11 protein-coding genes and 1 pseudogene are annotated in these 15786 nt (G+C 72.1%); 10 read left to right on the plus strand and 2 right to left on the minus strand.

All coding sequences use genetic code 11. The features are described from left to right. Positions 1–66 precede the first annotated feature (66 nt). Genes LXX_RS10760 through LXX_RS10770 form a run of 3 tightly spaced genes read left to right on the plus strand, consistent with a single transcriptional unit; the run spans position 67 to position 3137 of the window. Positions 67–675, plus strand: coding sequence for an ECF transporter S component (locus LXX_RS10760; RefSeq protein WP_011186856.1), 609 nt, complete (start codon positions 67–69; stop codon positions 673–675). Positions 676–678: 3 nt separating this feature from the next. Further along, positions 679–2346, plus strand: coding sequence for an ABC transporter ATP-binding protein (locus tag LXX_RS10765; RefSeq protein ID WP_011186857.1), 1668 nt, complete (start codon positions 679–681; stop codon positions 2344–2346). Beyond that, entirely contained in the window at positions 2343–3137 is a 795-nt protein-coding gene (locus LXX_RS10770; protein ID WP_011186858.1) for an energy-coupling factor transporter transmembrane component T family protein, read from the plus strand. The genes LXX_RS10765 and LXX_RS10770 overlap by 4 nt, the downstream gene beginning before the upstream one ends. A gap of 18 nt (positions 3138–3155) precedes the next feature. Here LXX_RS10770 and LXX_RS10775 read toward each other — a convergent pair whose 3' ends face one another. Next, entirely contained in the window at positions 3156–3620 is a 465-nt protein-coding gene (locus tag LXX_RS10775; protein WP_011186859.1) for a MarR family winged helix-turn-helix transcriptional regulator, read from the minus strand. Positions 3621–4260: 640 nt separating this feature from the next. On the opposite strand from LXX_RS10775, the gene LXX_RS10780 reads away from it, so the two are divergent. The 5 genes from LXX_RS10780 to LXX_RS10800 all read left to right on the plus strand — a co-directional run bounded on the left by LXX_RS10780 (position 4261) and on the right by LXX_RS10800 (position 12146). Further along, the gene (locus LXX_RS10780; protein ID WP_011186860.1) at positions 4261–6777 is read left to right on the plus strand and encodes a LuxR C-terminal-related transcriptional regulator; all 2517 of its coding nucleotides are present in this window, start codon (positions 4261–4263) and stop codon (positions 6775–6777) included. A 220-nt stretch (positions 6778–6997) separates the two neighbouring features. Next, on the plus strand, positions 6998–9316 hold the full coding sequence (locus LXX_RS12905; RefSeq protein WP_050737935.1) for a choice-of-anchor G family protein: 2319 nt from the start codon (positions 6998–7000) through the stop codon (positions 9314–9316). 18 nt (positions 9317–9334) lie between these two features. Beyond that, on the plus strand, positions 9335–10501 hold the full coding sequence (locus tag LXX_RS12910; protein WP_050737936.1) for a SipW-dependent-type signal peptide-containing protein: 1167 nt from the start codon (positions 9335–9337) through the stop codon (positions 10499–10501). After that, positions 10501–11691 (plus strand): hypothetical protein, encoded by a 1191-nt coding sequence (locus LXX_RS14945; protein WP_011186861.1) that lies wholly within the window; start codon positions 10501–10503, stop codon positions 11689–11691. Before LXX_RS12910 ends, LXX_RS14945 begins: the two co-directional genes overlap by 1 nt. Continuing rightward, complete coding sequence (locus tag LXX_RS10800; protein WP_011186862.1) at positions 11688–12146, plus strand: hypothetical protein; 459 nt, start codon at positions 11688–11690, stop codon at positions 12144–12146. The genes LXX_RS14945 and LXX_RS10800 overlap by 4 nt, the downstream gene beginning before the upstream one ends. Positions 12147–12309: 163 nt before the next feature. Here LXX_RS10800 and LXX_RS10805 read toward each other — a convergent pair whose 3' ends face one another. Then, on the minus strand, positions 12310–12927 hold the full coding sequence (locus LXX_RS10805) for a TetR/AcrR family transcriptional regulator (protein ID WP_011186863.1): 618 nt from the start codon (positions 12925–12927) through the stop codon (positions 12310–12312). A gap of 57 nt (positions 12928–12984) precedes the next feature. Between LXX_RS10805 and LXX_RS10810 the strand changes: the two genes are divergently transcribed. Together LXX_RS10810 and LXX_RS10815 are read left to right on the plus strand one after the other, a co-directional pair. Then, entirely contained in the window at positions 12985–14019 is a 1035-nt protein-coding gene (locus tag LXX_RS10810) for an agmatine deiminase family protein (protein ID WP_011186864.1), read from the plus strand. Continuing rightward, a pseudogene (locus LXX_RS10815) lies at positions 14019–15731 on the plus strand (amidase). The gene LXX_RS10810 and the pseudogene LXX_RS10815 overlap by 1 nt, the downstream one beginning before the upstream one ends. Positions 15732–15786: the final 55 nt, after the last annotated feature.

Consider the following 15786-nt stretch of genomic DNA (forward strand, 5'->3'; position numbering starts at 1 on the left):
TCTGTGTCGGGTAAAGCTAACCTGCTCTTTGTCAGGTAAGGCTAACCTCTCTAAACTGGAGCCGACATGTCCACCACCAGCACCCGTCTCCTGCTGACCTGCGCCGCCATCGGCGTCGCAGGCGGCATCGTATTCTCCGTCTCCGGCTACATCTCCGGCACGGTCGCGGCGATCGCTCCGCTGTTCTACGGCGCTGTGATCGGCGTCTACTTCCTGCCCGGGGTCGTTGCGCAGGCGCTGCTGCGGCGGGGCGGTGTGGCGCTGATCGCCTCGGTGATCGCGGGACTCGTTTCGGTGCCGTTCCAGCCGATCGGATTCATGGCGGTGATGGCGGCCGGGTCGATCGGAGCGTTGCAGGAGGTCCCGTTCTTGATCGCGCTCTACCGGCACTGGAGAGCCTGGCTGTTCTATGTCACTGCGACGATCGCAGGCGTGGCGTTCGGGCTCGGGGTCTTCTTCGCGCAAGGGGCGGAGACCGCACGGCCGTGGGCGCAGGCGCTGCACACCGGGCTGTTCGCGGTGTCCCCCGCCGTGTTCACCGGGATCGGCCGCGCCGTTGCGAAGGCGCTCGACCGCACTGGCGCCGGCCGCGGCCTGCAAGGACCGGTCGCGCGCCCACGGCGCGAACGCGGCACCGGGACCGGCACAGGCACGCTGCCGATGACGGCCGCCTGAGACGTGGACGGGTCTCCCGCGCCGCTCCGGGCGAGCGGGGTGCGCATTCGGCACGACGGTGCGGACGCCTGGACGCCCGACCGGGTGGACGCCGTGGTCGCGCCCGGCGAGACGCTGCTCGTCCTGGGGCCGAGCGGCTGCGGCAAATCGAGCTTCGCCCTGGCCCTGAACGGTCTCATCCCGCACGCCGTCCCCGCCCGGCTCGAGGGGACGGTGCATGTCGGCGGTGTGGACACGGCCCGCTCCCGGGTCGCGGACCTGAGCGAGCGGGTCGGGATGGTGTTCCAAGACCCGGACGCACAGATCGTCACCGGGACCGTCCTGGACGAAGTGTGCTTCGGGCCCGAGAACCGGCTGCTGCCCCGGGACGAGGTGCTCGAGCGCGCCGAGCGCGCGCTGCGGGCGGTCGGTCTGTGGGAGCGCCGCGCCGACGACCCGGAGACGCTCTCCGGCGGCGGCAAGCAGCGCCTCGCGATCGCCTGCGCGCTCGCCCTGGACGCCCCGCTGCTCGTCCTCGACGAGCCGACCGCGAACCTCGACCCGGCCGGGACGGAGGACCTGTACCGCCTCCTGGCCGGACTCGACCGGGCGGTGGTGCTGGTCGAGCACAATCTGGATGCGGCCATGTCGATCGTAGACTCGGTCCTGGTGCTGGACGGCGGGGGCCGCGTCGTCGCCCGCGGACCGGCGGCAGAGGTGCTGCGGGAGCGGGCAGAAGAGCTGCTGGAACTCGGTGTCTGGCTGCCGACCGCGACACTGGCGGCGCTGCGGTTGCGGCGGTCGGGAGTGGCGCTGGACCCCCTGCCGATGACGCCGGAGGAGCTGGCGACGGGGCTGGCCGCTCTGCCGGGTGCGGTGGGGACTGCGACGACGAGGCCCGCGCCGCCCCCGCCGCCCCCGGACGCCGCGGCCACCGCAGCCGCCGTCGTCGTGCGCGACCTCACCCTCCGCCGCGGGCGGATCGAGGTGCTGCACAGCGTCTCGCTGACCGTGGGCCGAGGCGACTTCGTCGCGGTCGTCGGGCCGAATGGGGCCGGGAAAACCACGCTGGCGCAGGCGATCGCGGGGCTGTTGCCGACACCGCGCGGCGCAGTCGCCGCCGACCGGGCCGGCTTCGTCTTCCAGAACCCCGAGCACCAGTTCGTCCGGCACAGCGTCGCCGACGAGCTCGCGTTCAGCCTGCGGGGACGACCGGCCGAGGAGGTCGCGGAGCGGGTCGAGACGATGCTGGCGACGCTCGGCCTGACCGCGCAGCGAAAGGCGCACCCGTTCCTCCTCTCCGGTGGCCAGAAGCGCCGGCTCTCCGTCGGCACGGCGCTGATCGCGGGTGCGCCGCTGCTGGTCCTCGACGAGCCCACCTTCGGCCAGGACCGAGCCCGGGCGTCAGAGCTGCTCGAGACGCTGTCCCGGCTCAATGCCGACGGCACCACCGTGATCATCGTGACCCACGACCTCGGCCTCGCCGCCGAGCACGCGAGCCACGTCGCGGTGATCGCAGACGGGCGGCTCGCGGCCCACAGCGCCGCGAAGGGCATCCTGGGCGATGCCGGCCTGCTGCGGCGCACCGGGCTGCGGGAGCCGCCGCTCGGGCAGGCGCTCGCCGGCCCCGGCGTCCCCCCGGCCCTTCTCGGGATCACGCGGCTGCGCGACCTGCCGGGCGGTGCGCTGTGACCTTCCTCTCCGGTGACCCGTACGGCACGGGCGAGCGGCCGTCGCGGCGGTTCCTGCACCACCTGAACCCGCTCGCGAAGGTCGCGGGCATCCTGCCGGCGTGGATCGGGCTGTTCTTCACGCGGGACGCACTGACCCCGCTGATCGTGCTCGTCGCGGCGATGCTGCTCCTGCTGGCCGGTGCGCGGCTGCGGCCCACGGTGCTCGTGACGCTCCTGATCGGGGCGCCGGTCGTGGTTCTGGCAATGGCGCTGAGCTTCGGCTTCTGGACAGATCCGGCCCGCGTGGCCGACCGGACCGTGCTGTTCGCGATCGGATCGGCGCCCTACACTGCGGGTGCGTTCGCGGTCGGAGCGGCGACCTCCCTGCGGTTGACCGCGCTCGTGTCGCTCGCGCTGGTGGGCGGGCTGACGACGACGGGGCCGGACCTGTCGCGGGCGCTGGTCGCGCAGCTGCGCGTACACTACCGGATCGGCTACACGGCGGTCGCGGCGTACCGGTTCCTGCCACGGTTCCGGACAGAGCTGGCGATCATCCGGCAGGCGCAGCGGGTGCGCGGCGTCGGGTGGCTCTCCAGGCCGTTCGCGTCCGTCATCCCGCTGCTCGCCTCAAGCATCCGCCGCGCCGACCGGATGGCGCTCGCGATGGAGTCGCGGGCCTTCGGCGCGCATCCCACGCGCACCGAACGCCACCCCTCGCGCTGGCGCGCCCGCGACACGGTCTTCACGCTCGTCCTCTGGCTGCTCACCGCCGCGCTGTTTTTCGGCAGCGCGCTCGCGACGCGGACCTGACCGCCGCCGCCCGACTGTTCAGAGGGCGGGGCGGGCGATGCGAGCGGCTTGTTCGAGCGCCGGGAGGGCGCGGCGAAGCCCGTCCACCTGTTCCGGCGAAAGACCCTGGAGGATGGCGACGACGGCCTGGGCGCGGTCGGAGCGGGCGGCGAGGAGCAGGTCCATGCCGACATCCGTGGCGGAGACGAGGAAGGAGCGCCCGTCGTCGGGGTCGGGGGTGCGCTGAACGAGACCGCGCGCTTCCAAGTCGGTGACGACACGGGTGATGGTGGGGGCGGCGACGACCTCGATGGTGGCGATCTCACTCGGGCGAAGGGGACCGCTGCGGACGATCGTCGACAGGGCGGAGAGCTGACCGTGGCTGAGGTCGCCGGTGGCCGACCGGATGCGCCTGCTCAGCCGGCCGACAGCAAGGGTCAGGCGACCGGGAAGATCGTCGCCGCCGATCGTCGGCCGTCCAGAATCGTCATGCTCTCTCTGCATCGACTTCCTCACCTTCCTCACTGACCATCCGCTATCCGCGGTGGTCCTCCTGACCATATTTCGACTCAACCTGCGAAAGAGGCTATTACACCAACGACGCTTATTATTACGGCTGGGAGGAAGGCCGCAGCAAGACCGCCCTCGAACAGTCCCGGCATCGAGCGAGGGGAGTTCCCCGCTGCGGCTGGCGGCGCACTCCCCGCCTGAGCCGTGAACCACGGAACCGTGAGCCCGCCGGACCGGGGCGTGCGGCTCCGAGCGGGCCTGCGATTGTGTGAGATACTAATTGTTATAAAAATGACATCGTTGACACCGGCTGCCACTGTCGCGTGGACCCACCGCACAGCCGCCCCTGGGCCCCTGAGCCCCGCAGTTCCTGGGCGCCGCGGTGTCGCGAAGCGCGGCAAGAGAACGCGTCCCGCTTTCGGAGTCCCAGGCAATCGGGGGAGACACCCCACCGCGAATCACTTAATGAACGTCAAGCAATTTCCTGCCGTCGCCCGCGCGTCACCAGACGGAGCCAGCAGTGCTGAAATCACCCGGACAGGGTGATCGCCTCCTCGCCGAAACGCGCCTACTGTTCGCAAGCGCGGGCCCTTTGCGAATCGGATTCACTGCGTGCTGACTTGTCGGAGGTCCTGTGGTCGACGTCGCCGGCGAAACGCCGGAACCCGGTGCAGAGCCTCTGGTGCTGCGCCGCACCCTCGTCCGGCAACTCGACGAAGGCGAGCGGGACTCCGCGACGATCGCGATCATCGCCTCGACCGGGACCGGCAAGACCGAACTGCTGCGCCGGTGGTGTGGAAACGCTTCCAATAAACGCAAGTATTTTGACGTTGCTTCGGATTCTCACTGGCTGGATCGGCTCGCCTGGACACTCGGCCAGGAGAACGCCGTGACGGTCGTGGTCGACGCGGTGGAGCGAGTGGAGGGCAACGCGGAGCGCGAACAGCTCCTCGAACTCGTGACGAACGCGACGAGCGCCGTGGTCCTCAGCGGACGCGACCTGCCGATCACGATCGCTGCACCGCGCGAGGAACGGCCGCACCTCTCGATCGGACCCGGCGAACTGGCCCTCCGCTTCGAGGAGGCGTACAAGCTGCTGCGCGCCCACGGCGTCACGCTCGACACCTCCGAACTCCTCACCCTCGTGGACCGCGCCGACGGACGGGCGGCGACGCCGACGCTGGCAGCGGAGACGGCGGCCAGAGCAGAGAGCCCCGGAGCCGCGATGGCCACCATCCGCCACTCACCGGGCAGCCTCGCCACCCTGCTCGTGCGCCGCCTGCTCGACTCCCTCAACGGGGAGCGCGCGCGATTGCTGCTGGCGCTGTCGACGGTCCCCTCTTTCGACGCGGAGCTCGCCGCCGCGCTCGCGGGCTGCCCATACGCCATCGCCGCCCTCGAAGAGATCGGCTTCGGCCCGGGACTGCTGAACCGGCCGGACAGCGGCGCGGACCCAGACCCCCACGGTCGCTACAGCTTCGAGCCATCCTTCCGCGACGGCCTGATGGCCGAGTTCCTGAACCGCGATGCCACTCGCTTCGCCGAGTTGCACAGCGTCGCGACCGAATGGCACATCGCCAACGGAGACATCGGGCTCGCCCTGGAACAGGCGCTGCACTCGGGTTCGGCCGACCTCATCGAAGACCTGCTGCGGCGCTTCGGCCTCGGACTCGTCTTCAGCGGCTCTGTCCTCCCCGTCCGCAACGCCCTCGCGGCCCTGAAGGATCGTGGCGTCCTCTCCCCCACGACCGGGCTGCTCGGAGCGCTGGTCTGCTCACCGCAGCTGACCGAATCTGTGCGCGTGGATCATTTCCTCGCGCTCGCGGAGGACGAGGTCGCCCCGCGCTCACCCGAGCGCGACGTCGCCGCCGCCGCGCTTCACGCACTGCGCTCCCTCGACGGTCCCGGGGCCGATGCCGCGCTCAGCACCCTGGAGGCTGCGGTCGCCCGCACGACCAGCCAGCCGTTCGGCGAGGGCGGCCCGGTGGCCGTGCTCGACGCGCGCCTGTTCGCCGAAGTCGTGACGGCGCGCGTGTATATGGCGACAGGCCACCCCGACATCGCCCTCCACCGCGCTGTCCTCGCGGCCGACGGCGCAGAGGAATCCCACCGTCCCTGGCTCGCGATGCTGGCCCTGGACACCGCCGCGAACATCGCCACCAGCCTCGCCAACTGGGCGCTGGTCGGCGTCCTGGAGCACCGCATCGCCGGGCTCAACCAGACCGCCGTCGAACCGGACAGCCTGGTCGACGCCGGTATCCGGCTGCGCGCCGCGTACCGGTCATGCGAGCCGTATCGCGTCTCGCAGATCGACGACATCATCGCAGCGCAGTGGCGAGCCCTCGACTCCGTGGGCGTCCTCGCGCCGCGAGCCCTCCGTCTGCTGTTCCGTCTGGACACCGCGCCAGACCCGCGCGCCGTCTTCGAGCAGATGGAGCAGCTGTTCGCCACCAGCCTGCGGCGACGCCCGGAGACCCTGGCGCTCAGCGCGTTCCGCTTCCTCGACCTCGCCTTCCTCTACCGCGGGCGCAGCGCCGCCCGCAACCACGTCGACACCCTCACCGCGGCCGTCGGCTCCGATCACCTGTGCGCCTTCCTCGGCTGTGCGATGCTGCGGGAGGGCACACCGGCCCAGGAGGCCGGAGCCGCCGCCCTGGAGACGGCCCTGACCGACGGCACCCGGGCCCACGAAGGGACGAACCTCGTCCTCGGCTGGCTCCTGCTCGCCCAGTGGTCGCACAACGCCGGGGACGACGCCGCGGCGCAGGCCCGGCTGACGCAGGCCGTGACCCTGGCCGAGCGGATGCGGGCCCGGCGCCCCTTCCTGGCGCGCCCCTCATTCGTCCGGCTGGTCTCGGACCGTCTCGGCTCATTCGGCGCGGCGGACGGTTTCGCCGCATCCATCGTCGAAGCGGCCGGGGCAGCCGGAGTCAGGAGCGAGGCCGACGGCGGTCCAGAGTCCCGGCTGACCGCTCGTGAGCGCGACCTCCTGCGCGAACTCCCGCTGCACCAGACCGTGCCGCAGATCGCGGCCAAGCACAGTGTGAGCGTCAACACGGTGAAAACCCACCTGCGCTCGATCTACACGAAGGTCGGCGCCAGCGGACGCGCCGAGGCGGTCCAGCGGGCACGCGAACTCGGTCTGCTCTAAACCAAGAGCCTCTGCGCAACAAAAAGAATCATCCGCTTCGGGCGATACAGAAAACGCCGGACGCTGTACACGATCCACTCAACGTCTCTCGTCCGTTGCCGTTGGGGGTTCCATAGTGAGATCAGGTGTCATCCGTCATCGCACGCACAAGGCGAGAGCGGAGAGAAGAGGACACAGCCGTGCGCTACGGCCCGCCGCTGCCGACACAGCGCTCGCCCTGTTGCTGACGGGCGCAGGTCTGTGGGCTCTGCCCGCGCAGGACGCGCCGGGGGATCGCTCGGCGGCCACCGGACGCTACCTGAGTGGCTCGCTCATCGGCCTCGACACCAGCCTTGCCGCCTCCCTCGATGGCCAAAGCGCCGAAAGCAACGGAACGGCCGACCAGACGAACGCGAGCGGCCTCAAGGTCGGCGCGCTGGGCACAGTGAACCTCACGACACCGGGCGGCCTGCGGCTCCCACTCTCCCTCGACGACGTCGGGGTGGTCGAACAATACGCCTCAGCCCTGCGGAACGCCTCATCGATGGGCGCGTCGGGACTCACCTCCGCCACCGGCGCCATCGGCGCCGGCATCACCCCGGCCCCAGGCCTCGCGCCCGGTCCCCTGCACCTCGGCCTCGCGCAGGCGGTCTCCTCGCTGGGGCTGCCGGCCGCGACGCTGAACGAACTCGCCCAGCTCGACCTCCGTATCGGCGTCACCGCCGATCGCGCCGCGCAGGCCGCCCCGGGCTCACCGGCCGGCTCCTCTTCGATCGCGGACACCCAGCTCCGCTTCCAGAGCCCGACCCTCGCGGCGCTGGCCGGTGCGATCAGGACGCAGGTCGGCGCCGTCCAGACGGCCGTCGACAACCTCTCGGGCCCGAGCGGCACGCTGGCAGCCGCGCTGAAGACGCTCCTACTCTCCGGCACCCTCACCACGACGGCGAGCGTGAGCGCTTCCACCCTGCTGTCCGCCGTTTCGCCGCTGCTCAGCGGCACGATCGCCGACCCCGCCTACCCCGGTGTGAGCATCGATCTCGGAACGGGCACGGTCACGGTCGATCTGGACTCGCTCACCACGCTGGAGGGCCTCGCGCCCAACACCGAGCTGCTGACCGGAAAGGTGATCGACGAACTCGGCGACCGCATCTCGGGCGTGGCCGGTTCCCTGTTCACCCACGTGGAGAATACCCTCACCACGGCCATCGGCGGGCTCAGCGTCACCGCGAGCGTCAGCAGGCTCGACGTCCAGGTCGTCACCGTGAACTCCACGATCGGAGCCCTCCGCTCCGGGAGCACGTCGGGCATCGCCCTCGCCGGCGCCGGCCTCGCCCTGTCGCCGGACACCGTGCTCAGTACACTGAACGGGCCACTGAACAGCATCGGCTCCCTCGTCACAGCCATCGGCCCCACGGTCATCGCACCCGTCACCGACACACTGATACCCGCGCTCGAGCCGGTGCTGAGCCAGGTTGTCTCGCTCACCGCCAACAGCCAGTCCACCGCCGGCGGTGTGTTCACCGAGACGGCACTGCGCGCCACCGTCCTCCCCAGGGGACCCGCTCTCGTCCTGAACGTCGCGAACGCCAGCGTCGGGCCGAATGCGCTCGCCGGACCTCCCACCGCGACCGGGATCGCACCCGCCCAAGGGCCGGCGGCCGGCGGCACCGATGTCACCCTCACCGGCACCGGCTTCACCGGAGCCACCAGCGTCACCTTCGGCGGCGCACCGGCCGCAAAGATGACCGTCATGGACGACACCACCATCATCGCCACCACCCCGGCGCACCTTCCGGCCACGGTGAGCATCGCTGTGGAGCACCCGAACGGCGACTCCAGCCCCGACGGCTTCACCTTCGACGCGGTGCCCGGCGCACCGGTGATCTCCGACCTAGCGCCGGGTCACGGTCCCGCCATCGGCGGCACGGCTGTGACCCTCTCCGGGAGCGAGTTCACCGGGACGACGGCCGTCACCGTGGACGACGTCTCCGTTCCGTTCACCGTGATCGACGACAGCGCCATCGCCATCACCGCTCCGCCGCACGCGGCCGGCAACGTGCCGATCGTCGTGACGACCCCGATCGGGCCCACGCCGTCCGTGGTCTTCACCTACGATATGGGGACCACCGTCGACGGCATGACACCCAGCAGCGGCCCGGAGACCGGCGGGACGGCCGTCACCATCACCGGCGGCTGCTTCACCGACGCGACCGGCGTGCTGTTCGGGACGACGCCCGCCACCTCGTTCCGGGTGATGACCGACGCGACCATCGCCGCTGTGAGCCCCGCCGGAAACGGGACGGCGGAAATCGCCGTCGTGGGGGCCGCTGCCTGCGGCACCGGCACGCTGACCGGCGCGTTCCGCTACCTCGACCCGGACGCGCCCATCATCATCCCGGCGGGCGACGCCACCTCGACGGGTGTCGCCGCGGGCCACGGTGCCGGCCGCCTGGCCGGAACCGGTTCGACCACCGACGGCTTCGCCCTGCCGGCCGGCATCGGCCTGCTGATGCTCGCCTGCGGCGGACTCATCATCCTGCGCCGGACACGACGCGCATAAGTAGAGGGGAAAGAACCCATGACCGACACTGACGAGGACCGTGTCTCCGGACGCCGCCGCAAGCTGCAGGCCGTGCTGGCCACCGGGCTCATGCTCGGCGCCGGGGCCACCGTCACTCTCGCCGCCTGGAGCGACTCGGAGTACGCGACCGGGACGTTCAGCGCCGGAACGTTCAACCTGGTGGGCAGCACCGACGGCACCACCTTCACCGACCACGCCACCTCCGGTGCGGCGGCGGCCCTCCTGTTCACAGTGAACACGGCCACGCTGTCGCCGACCGATGTGACGGCCTCCCCGTTCGCCGTGCAGCTCGCGGCGAACACCACCAACAACGCCACCGTCACCATCAGCAGCTCCACCACGACCGGGTCCATCGCCAATCTGACCTACCAGTTGCTGCAAACGACCTCCTTCGGCTGCACGGCGACGACGACCGGAACCACCCTGGTCACGGCCGGAACGGCTGTCGGCTCCGTGCCCAGCTCCACCACGTTCTCCCTCGCCAAGGGGACAAGCGGTGCGGCGGGCTCCCCGGTGTACCTGTGCTTCAAGGTGACAGCGGGCAGCGGACTCGTCCAGGGGCAGACCGGCACCGCGACCTGGCAGTTCCAGGCAGCGGGCGTCCTCCTCGGCTCGGGCGCGGGGACGACGCTCGCCAGCTGGACAGACGCCGAGTTCGGCGGCGCATCCTTCACCGGCTCGGTCTTCGCCACAGAGTCGAGCGCCAACGGCGGCGCCTACGCCGACAACACCACCGCCCCGGGAGCGAGCCTGACCATGTCGGGCGCGTTCGCTCCCGGGGTCTCGGTGTACGTCCCGGTCCTCATCCGCACCAAGGCCGCATCGGTGGCCGGAACGGCGACGCTGAACGGCGCGACGCTCGGCGGAACGGACGTTTCCACGCTCGGGGCCGCGCTCGTCTACCGCGTCGTGCGCACGACGGGGACCTGCGCCGCGTCGGCGTTCGCCGGGAGCCCGGCCTTCGTCGGCGCGTCCGGCGTCGCTCGCCCACTCACCGCTGGACAGGAGGCCGGCGTGAGCAACCCACTGATCGCCGCCACGGCGAGCACACCGGGAACGGCGACCGGCCTCTGCTTCGAGATCACCCTGCCGACCGCCGCGGCGAACAGCCTCCAGGGCAAGACCGCGACCGCGACCTGGCTGATCACGGCGGTGTCGAGCTGATGCGCGGGACGCTGCCCCGCGCCGGGAACGCGCTGCTGACGCTGGCGGCCGTCGCGGGTTCGCTGTGCATCGTCGGCGCAGTGACCGCGCTCGTTTTCCCGGTCGGGCTCATCCTGTTCAGCACCGGGTCGATGAGCCCGGCCATTCCGGCAGGCGCTGTCGCACTGGTGCGGGAGGTCCCCGCCGCGGAGGTCCGGCGCGGGGATATCGTGACCGTCGACCGGGCCGGGCAGCTGCCGATCACCCACCGTGTCGTGCGAACGGAACCGCTCCCGGGAGGGGTCACCGAGCTTGTGCTGCGCGGGGATGCGAACGCGCAGAACGATCCCGCGCCGTACCGCGTGACGCGCGTGCGGCTGGTGGTCGCGAGCATGCCGGGCGGGGCGCAGGCGATCGCGTTCGCGTCGAGCCCGGTCTTCCTGGGGATCGCGACCGTGGGGGCGGCGGGACTCGTTGCGTGGGCGTTCTGGCCGCGGGAGCAGACGGCGGCGGGACGCCCAGCGCGGGGGCGACGACGCGGTTCCCACCGGTCAGGCGCGGCGACGGCCGCCCTCGTCCTCGTCCTCGCGGGAGCGAGCCTCGCTGCCGCCCTCGACGCCCCCGCGCCGGGCGCCCGGGCCGCGGAGCCCGCACCGACGACCACGATCTCCGGCCGCTATCTCACCCTCACCTCCGCCGCCGACCCCGCCCGGCTGGCCGCTCTCCGGCCTGGGGCGCCCGTCCGGTGGACCGTCGGCGTCTCCGCGCACCCTCCGACGCCCGCGACCATCCGCCTCGGGCTGACCGCGACCGGCGCCCTCGCTCCCACACTGGCCGTCTCGGTGATCGCGTGCGACGCACGCTGGACAGGCGCAGTCTGCCCCGGCACGAGCCAGACTCTCCTGAGCGGCGTCACCGTCTCCGCCCTCCCCTTGGACGCTCCGGGGGCGATCGGCGGGATGCCCTCGGCCGCACGACGCTGGCTCGCGGTGCAGGTGACACTCGCGTCCGGCGTGGCTGCGGAGGGCTCCACACAGCTCACGGTGTGGGCGTGGGGAGCGGGCGACTCCGCCTCCACCACGACCCGTCCGAGCGCGCTGCCGGAGACCGGCTCCCGCGTCCCGGCGCTGCCCCTGCTCCTCGCATGCGGCGCGGTCGCCGGCGGGGCTGCGCTCGCCGGAGCGGCACGGGTGAGGAAGAGGCCATCGTGAAGCCTTTCGCCCTCGTCCTCGCGGCCGCGCTCGTGGTGGCTGTCTCCGGCGTCCCCGCGGCCCCGGCCGGCGCGAGCTGGTCGCGAAGCAGCTTCACGACGGTCGCCGTCTCCTCCGCCACCATCAACCCCGTCCCGGCCCTGAGCTGCAGCGCCGCGAGCGGGCCCCTGTCCGGGGGCGTCCCGTTCACCTGGACAGCGCCCGCCTCCGGCGGCAGCGCCCTGGCCCCGCAGAGCTACACGCTCACCTGGTCGGGCGCCGCGGGCAGCGGTTCCGTCACCGTGCCCGGCACCGACGGAACGGCGAATGGCGCGACACTGACACTGCTCGGCATCGCGACCGTCACCGTCACCGCGAACTTCTCGGGATGGACCTCCGCGCCCTCGTCGCAGACCCGCACGATCACCACCGCGCTCGGCACGGGCGGAGCCGTCCTGCTGTGGACCTGCGCCTGAGCCGGAGCGCCCCGTCAGCCAGGGTTCCCGCTCTCCCCGCCCGCCTCACCCGCCTCGCCCCGTCCTCACCACCCCTTCCACCGCACCGCGCAAACGGGCAGACCGCGCCGACGGACAGACCGGGCGGACAGGGGGCCGAGCAGGCAGGCCGAGCGCGTGAGTGTCAGGACCCCGGGGTGGCGAGCGCGCCGGGCGGGAGGCCCAGCATCCCTTCCAGCGCCCGGGCGAGCAGGGCGGTCCGGTCGGTGGTCGCGCCCCAGCGCAGGAAGGCCTGGGCGTTGAGCCCGTCGATCGTGCCGAGCAGGTGCCACGCGACGGCGCCCGGGTCGCCGGTGCGGAAGACCCCGCGCGCCACGCCCGCCGCGATGACCTCTTCGATCAGGTCCTGCCACGCGTCCATCTGCCCGCGCACGGCGGCGGCGAGCGCGTCGTTGCGGCGTCCCAGCATCCACGCCTCCACCCACACCGCGGTCACGGCGTCGCGCGTGCCGTCGAGCAGGGTCGCGACGAGCGCCGACAGCCGTGCCGCGGGTTCGGGATGCCGGGCCAGGATCGCACGGACCTCCGCGACCTCGGCCGACACCACCTCGGAGAAGGTCGCGGTGACCAGCGCCTCCATCGATGGCCAGTAGTGCGCCACCAGGGCCGGGGCGACGCCGGCCCGCGCTGCCACGGCCCGCAGGGTGACCGCGGCGAGCCCGTCCTCGACGGCGAGTACACCGGCAGCGGCGGACAGGTCGGCGCGGCGCTCGGCCGGAGGCTTGCGGGCTGCTCTTGACATCGTCCGGCCAGCATAGGACTCTGTTGATCATCCGATCAATAATGCCCGGAGGTTCCGATGAGCTGGCGCATGCCCGCCGAGACCGCACCGCACGAGCGCACCTGGATAGCTTTTCCGCGCGCCGGGATCACGCTCGGCGAGAACGCCGCTTCCGCCGAGGAGGCGTACGCCGCCTGGACGGCCGCCGCCCACGCGGTGGCCGAGTTCGAGCCGGTCGCGATGGTGGTCGACCCCTCCGAGAGCGAGCGCGCGGCCCGAATGCTCGGCTCGCACATCGACCAGGTCGAGGCGCCGCTGGACGAGTTCTGGATGCGCGATGTCGGCCCCACCTTCGTCGTGGACGACGAACGCCCTGGCGTGCTCGGCGCGGTCGATTGGACCTTCAACGGCTGGGGCGGCCCCGCCTGGTCGCAGTGGCGGGCGTCCGCGGAGATCGCCCGGTTCGTCGCGGAGCGGATCGGGGCCGAGCTCATCAGCTCCGCGCTGGTGAACGAGGGCGGCGGCATCCACGTCGACGGCGAGGGCACAGTGCTGCTGACCGAGACGGTGCAGCTCGACCCGCGCCGCAACCCGTACGCCGGCAAGGCCCGCGTGGAGGCCGAACTCGCCCGGACCATCGGCGCGACGCACGCGGTCTGGCTGCCGCGCGGCCTGACCCGCGACTACGGCGAGTTCGGCACGAACGGGCATGTGGACATCGTGACGGCCATCCCCTCGCCTGGTCGCCTGCTGCTGCACACACAGCGGAACCCCGGGCACCCCGATTTCGCGGTTTCGCGCGAGCTGCGCGCTTTCCTCGCGGGCACGACCGACGCGGCCGGCCGGCCCTGGGAGATCGTGGAGCTGCCGGCCCCCGAGACCCTCCGCGACGAGGAGGGCTTCGTAGACTGGAGCTATGTCAACCACCTCATGGTCGGCGACGGCATCGTGGCCTGCGGTTTCGGCGAGGGGCGCGCCAACGCGGAGGCGGCCGCGATCCTCGAGGCCGCGTATCCGGGCCGGCGGGTGACGATGGTCGACTCGCGGCCGATCTTCGCGCGGGGCGGCGGCATCCACTGCATCACCCAGCAGCAGCCAGCGGTGGCGGCCTGATGGCCGAGGTCGCCGAGACCTCGATCGCCGAGTTGCGGAGGATGCTGCACACCGGAGAGACGACGGCCGTGGAGCTGGTGGACGCCTACCTCGCCCGCATCGACGCCTACGACAGCGCCGGGCCACGGCTCAAAGCGGTCGTCGTCCGCAACCCGGAGGCCCGCGGCGCGACGCTCGGCCCGCTCGACGGCATCCCCTACACCGCCAAGGACAGCTACCTCGCCCGCGGTCTGACCGCCGCCGCCGGATCGCCGGCGTTCGAGCGCTTGGTGGCCCAGCGGGACGCGTTCGCGATCGAGCGCCTGCGCGCGGGCGGCGCGATCCTACTCGGCCTCACGAATATGCCGCCGATGGCGAACGGCGGCATGCGGCGCGGCCTCTACGGCCGCGCCGAGAGCCCCTACAACGGCGACTATCTGACTGCCGCCTTCGGCTCGGGGTCGTCCAACGGCTCCGGCACCGCGACAGCGGCCAGCTTCGCGGCCTTCGGCCTGGCCGAGGAGACCTGGTCGTCGGGCCGCGCGCCCGCCTCCAGCAACGCTCTCTGCGCCTACACGCCGTCGCGGGGCGTCATCTCGGTGCGCGGCGTCTGGCCGCTGGTGCCGACGATGGATGTGGTGGTCCCGCACACCCGCACGATGGCGGACCTCTTCGAAGTCCTCGACGTGATCGTCGCCGACGACGCCGAGCAGCGCGGCGACTTCTGGCGCGCGCAGCCCTGGGTCGCGATCCCGCGCGCGTCGGAGCTGCGCCCGCCGTCGTATCCGGCGCTCGGGGTGGGCGCGATCCTGGAAGGGAAGCGCGTCGGCGTGCCGCGCATGTACATCGACGCCGACCCCCTGGCCGGCACCGCCCCGAACCCGGGCATCGGCGGCCCGACCGGACGGCGCATCCACACCCGCGCCTCAGTGCTGGCGCTCTGGGAGGCCGCCCGGCGCGACCTGGAGGCCGCGGGCACAACCGTGGTCGAGACGGACTTCCCGGTCGTGTCGAACTACGAGGGCGACCGCCCAGGCGCGCCGACCATCGCCACCCGCGGCCTCGTCGGCACGGAGTATCTGCGCCGCGAGATCGTGGACCTCGCCGCCTGGGCCTGGGACGATTTCCTGGCCGCCAACGGCGACCCCGCCCTGAACACGCTCGCAGACGTCGACGGCGCGCGCGTCTTCCCGCTGCCCGGCGGCGCGCTCCCGGACCGCTACGACGGCTTCGAGGACGACATCGCGGAATACCCGGCCTGGGTGCGCGCGCACCCGGGAACCTCGCTGACCGATATCCCGCAGCTGGCCGACGGCGTGCGTGCGCTCGAAGAGACCCGCCGCATCGACCTCGAAGAGTGGATGCGCGCCCTCCGTCTCAACGCCGTCGCGTTACCCGCCGTCGCGGATGTCGGCCCGGCCGACATGGACATCGACCCTGCCTCCGCCGACCTCGGCTGACGCAACGGCGTCTGGGTCGCGAACGGGAACCTCGTTCCGCGCCACCTCGGCATCCCGACCGTGACCGTGCCGATGGGCACGATGACAGATACGGGCATGCCGGTGGGGCTGACCTTCGCGGGGCAGGCCTACGACGACACAGCTCTGCTAACACTGGCGGCGGCCTCTACGGCGACCGGGGCACGCCGGACGGAACCGCGGCGGACGCCGCGGCTTGTCCGCCCCGTGACGTCGCCGCCGGGTTGTTCTCCGACCGGTAGGTCCCACCGATAAGCGGTTGGAGACGGCGGGGAATCCGGCAGAGGAACACCAGGCTCCCTTCCTTTTC

This window comes from Leifsonia xyli subsp. xyli str. CTCB07 (assembly GCF_000007665.1).
GTDB classification, from domain to species: Bacteria; Actinomycetota; Actinomycetes; order Actinomycetales; family Microbacteriaceae; genus Leifsonia; species Leifsonia xyli_C.

Bases quoted from the DNA above. Each gene is read 5' to 3' on its own strand.
- LXX_RS10760 (WP_011186856.1), top strand. From the start codon at position 67: ATGTCCACCACCAGCACCCGTCTCCTGCTGACCTGCGCCGCCATCGGC.
- LXX_RS10775 (WP_011186859.1), bottom strand. From the start codon at position 3,620: ATGCAGAGAGAGCATGACGATTCTGGACGGCCGACGATCGGCGGCGAC.
- LXX_RS12910 (WP_050737936.1), top strand. From the start codon at position 9,335: ATGACCGACACTGACGAGGACCGTGTCTCCGGACGCCGCCGCAAGCTG.
- LXX_RS14945 (WP_011186861.1), top strand. From the start codon at position 10,501: ATGCGCGGGACGCTGCCCCGCGCCGGGAACGCGCTGCTGACGCTGGCG.
- LXX_RS10805 (WP_011186863.1), bottom strand. From the start codon at position 12,927: ATGTCAAGAGCAGCCCGCAAGCCTCCGGCCGAGCGCCGCGCCGACCTG.
- LXX_RS10810 (WP_011186864.1), top strand. From the start codon at position 12,985: ATGAGCTGGCGCATGCCCGCCGAGACCGCACCGCACGAGCGCACCTGG.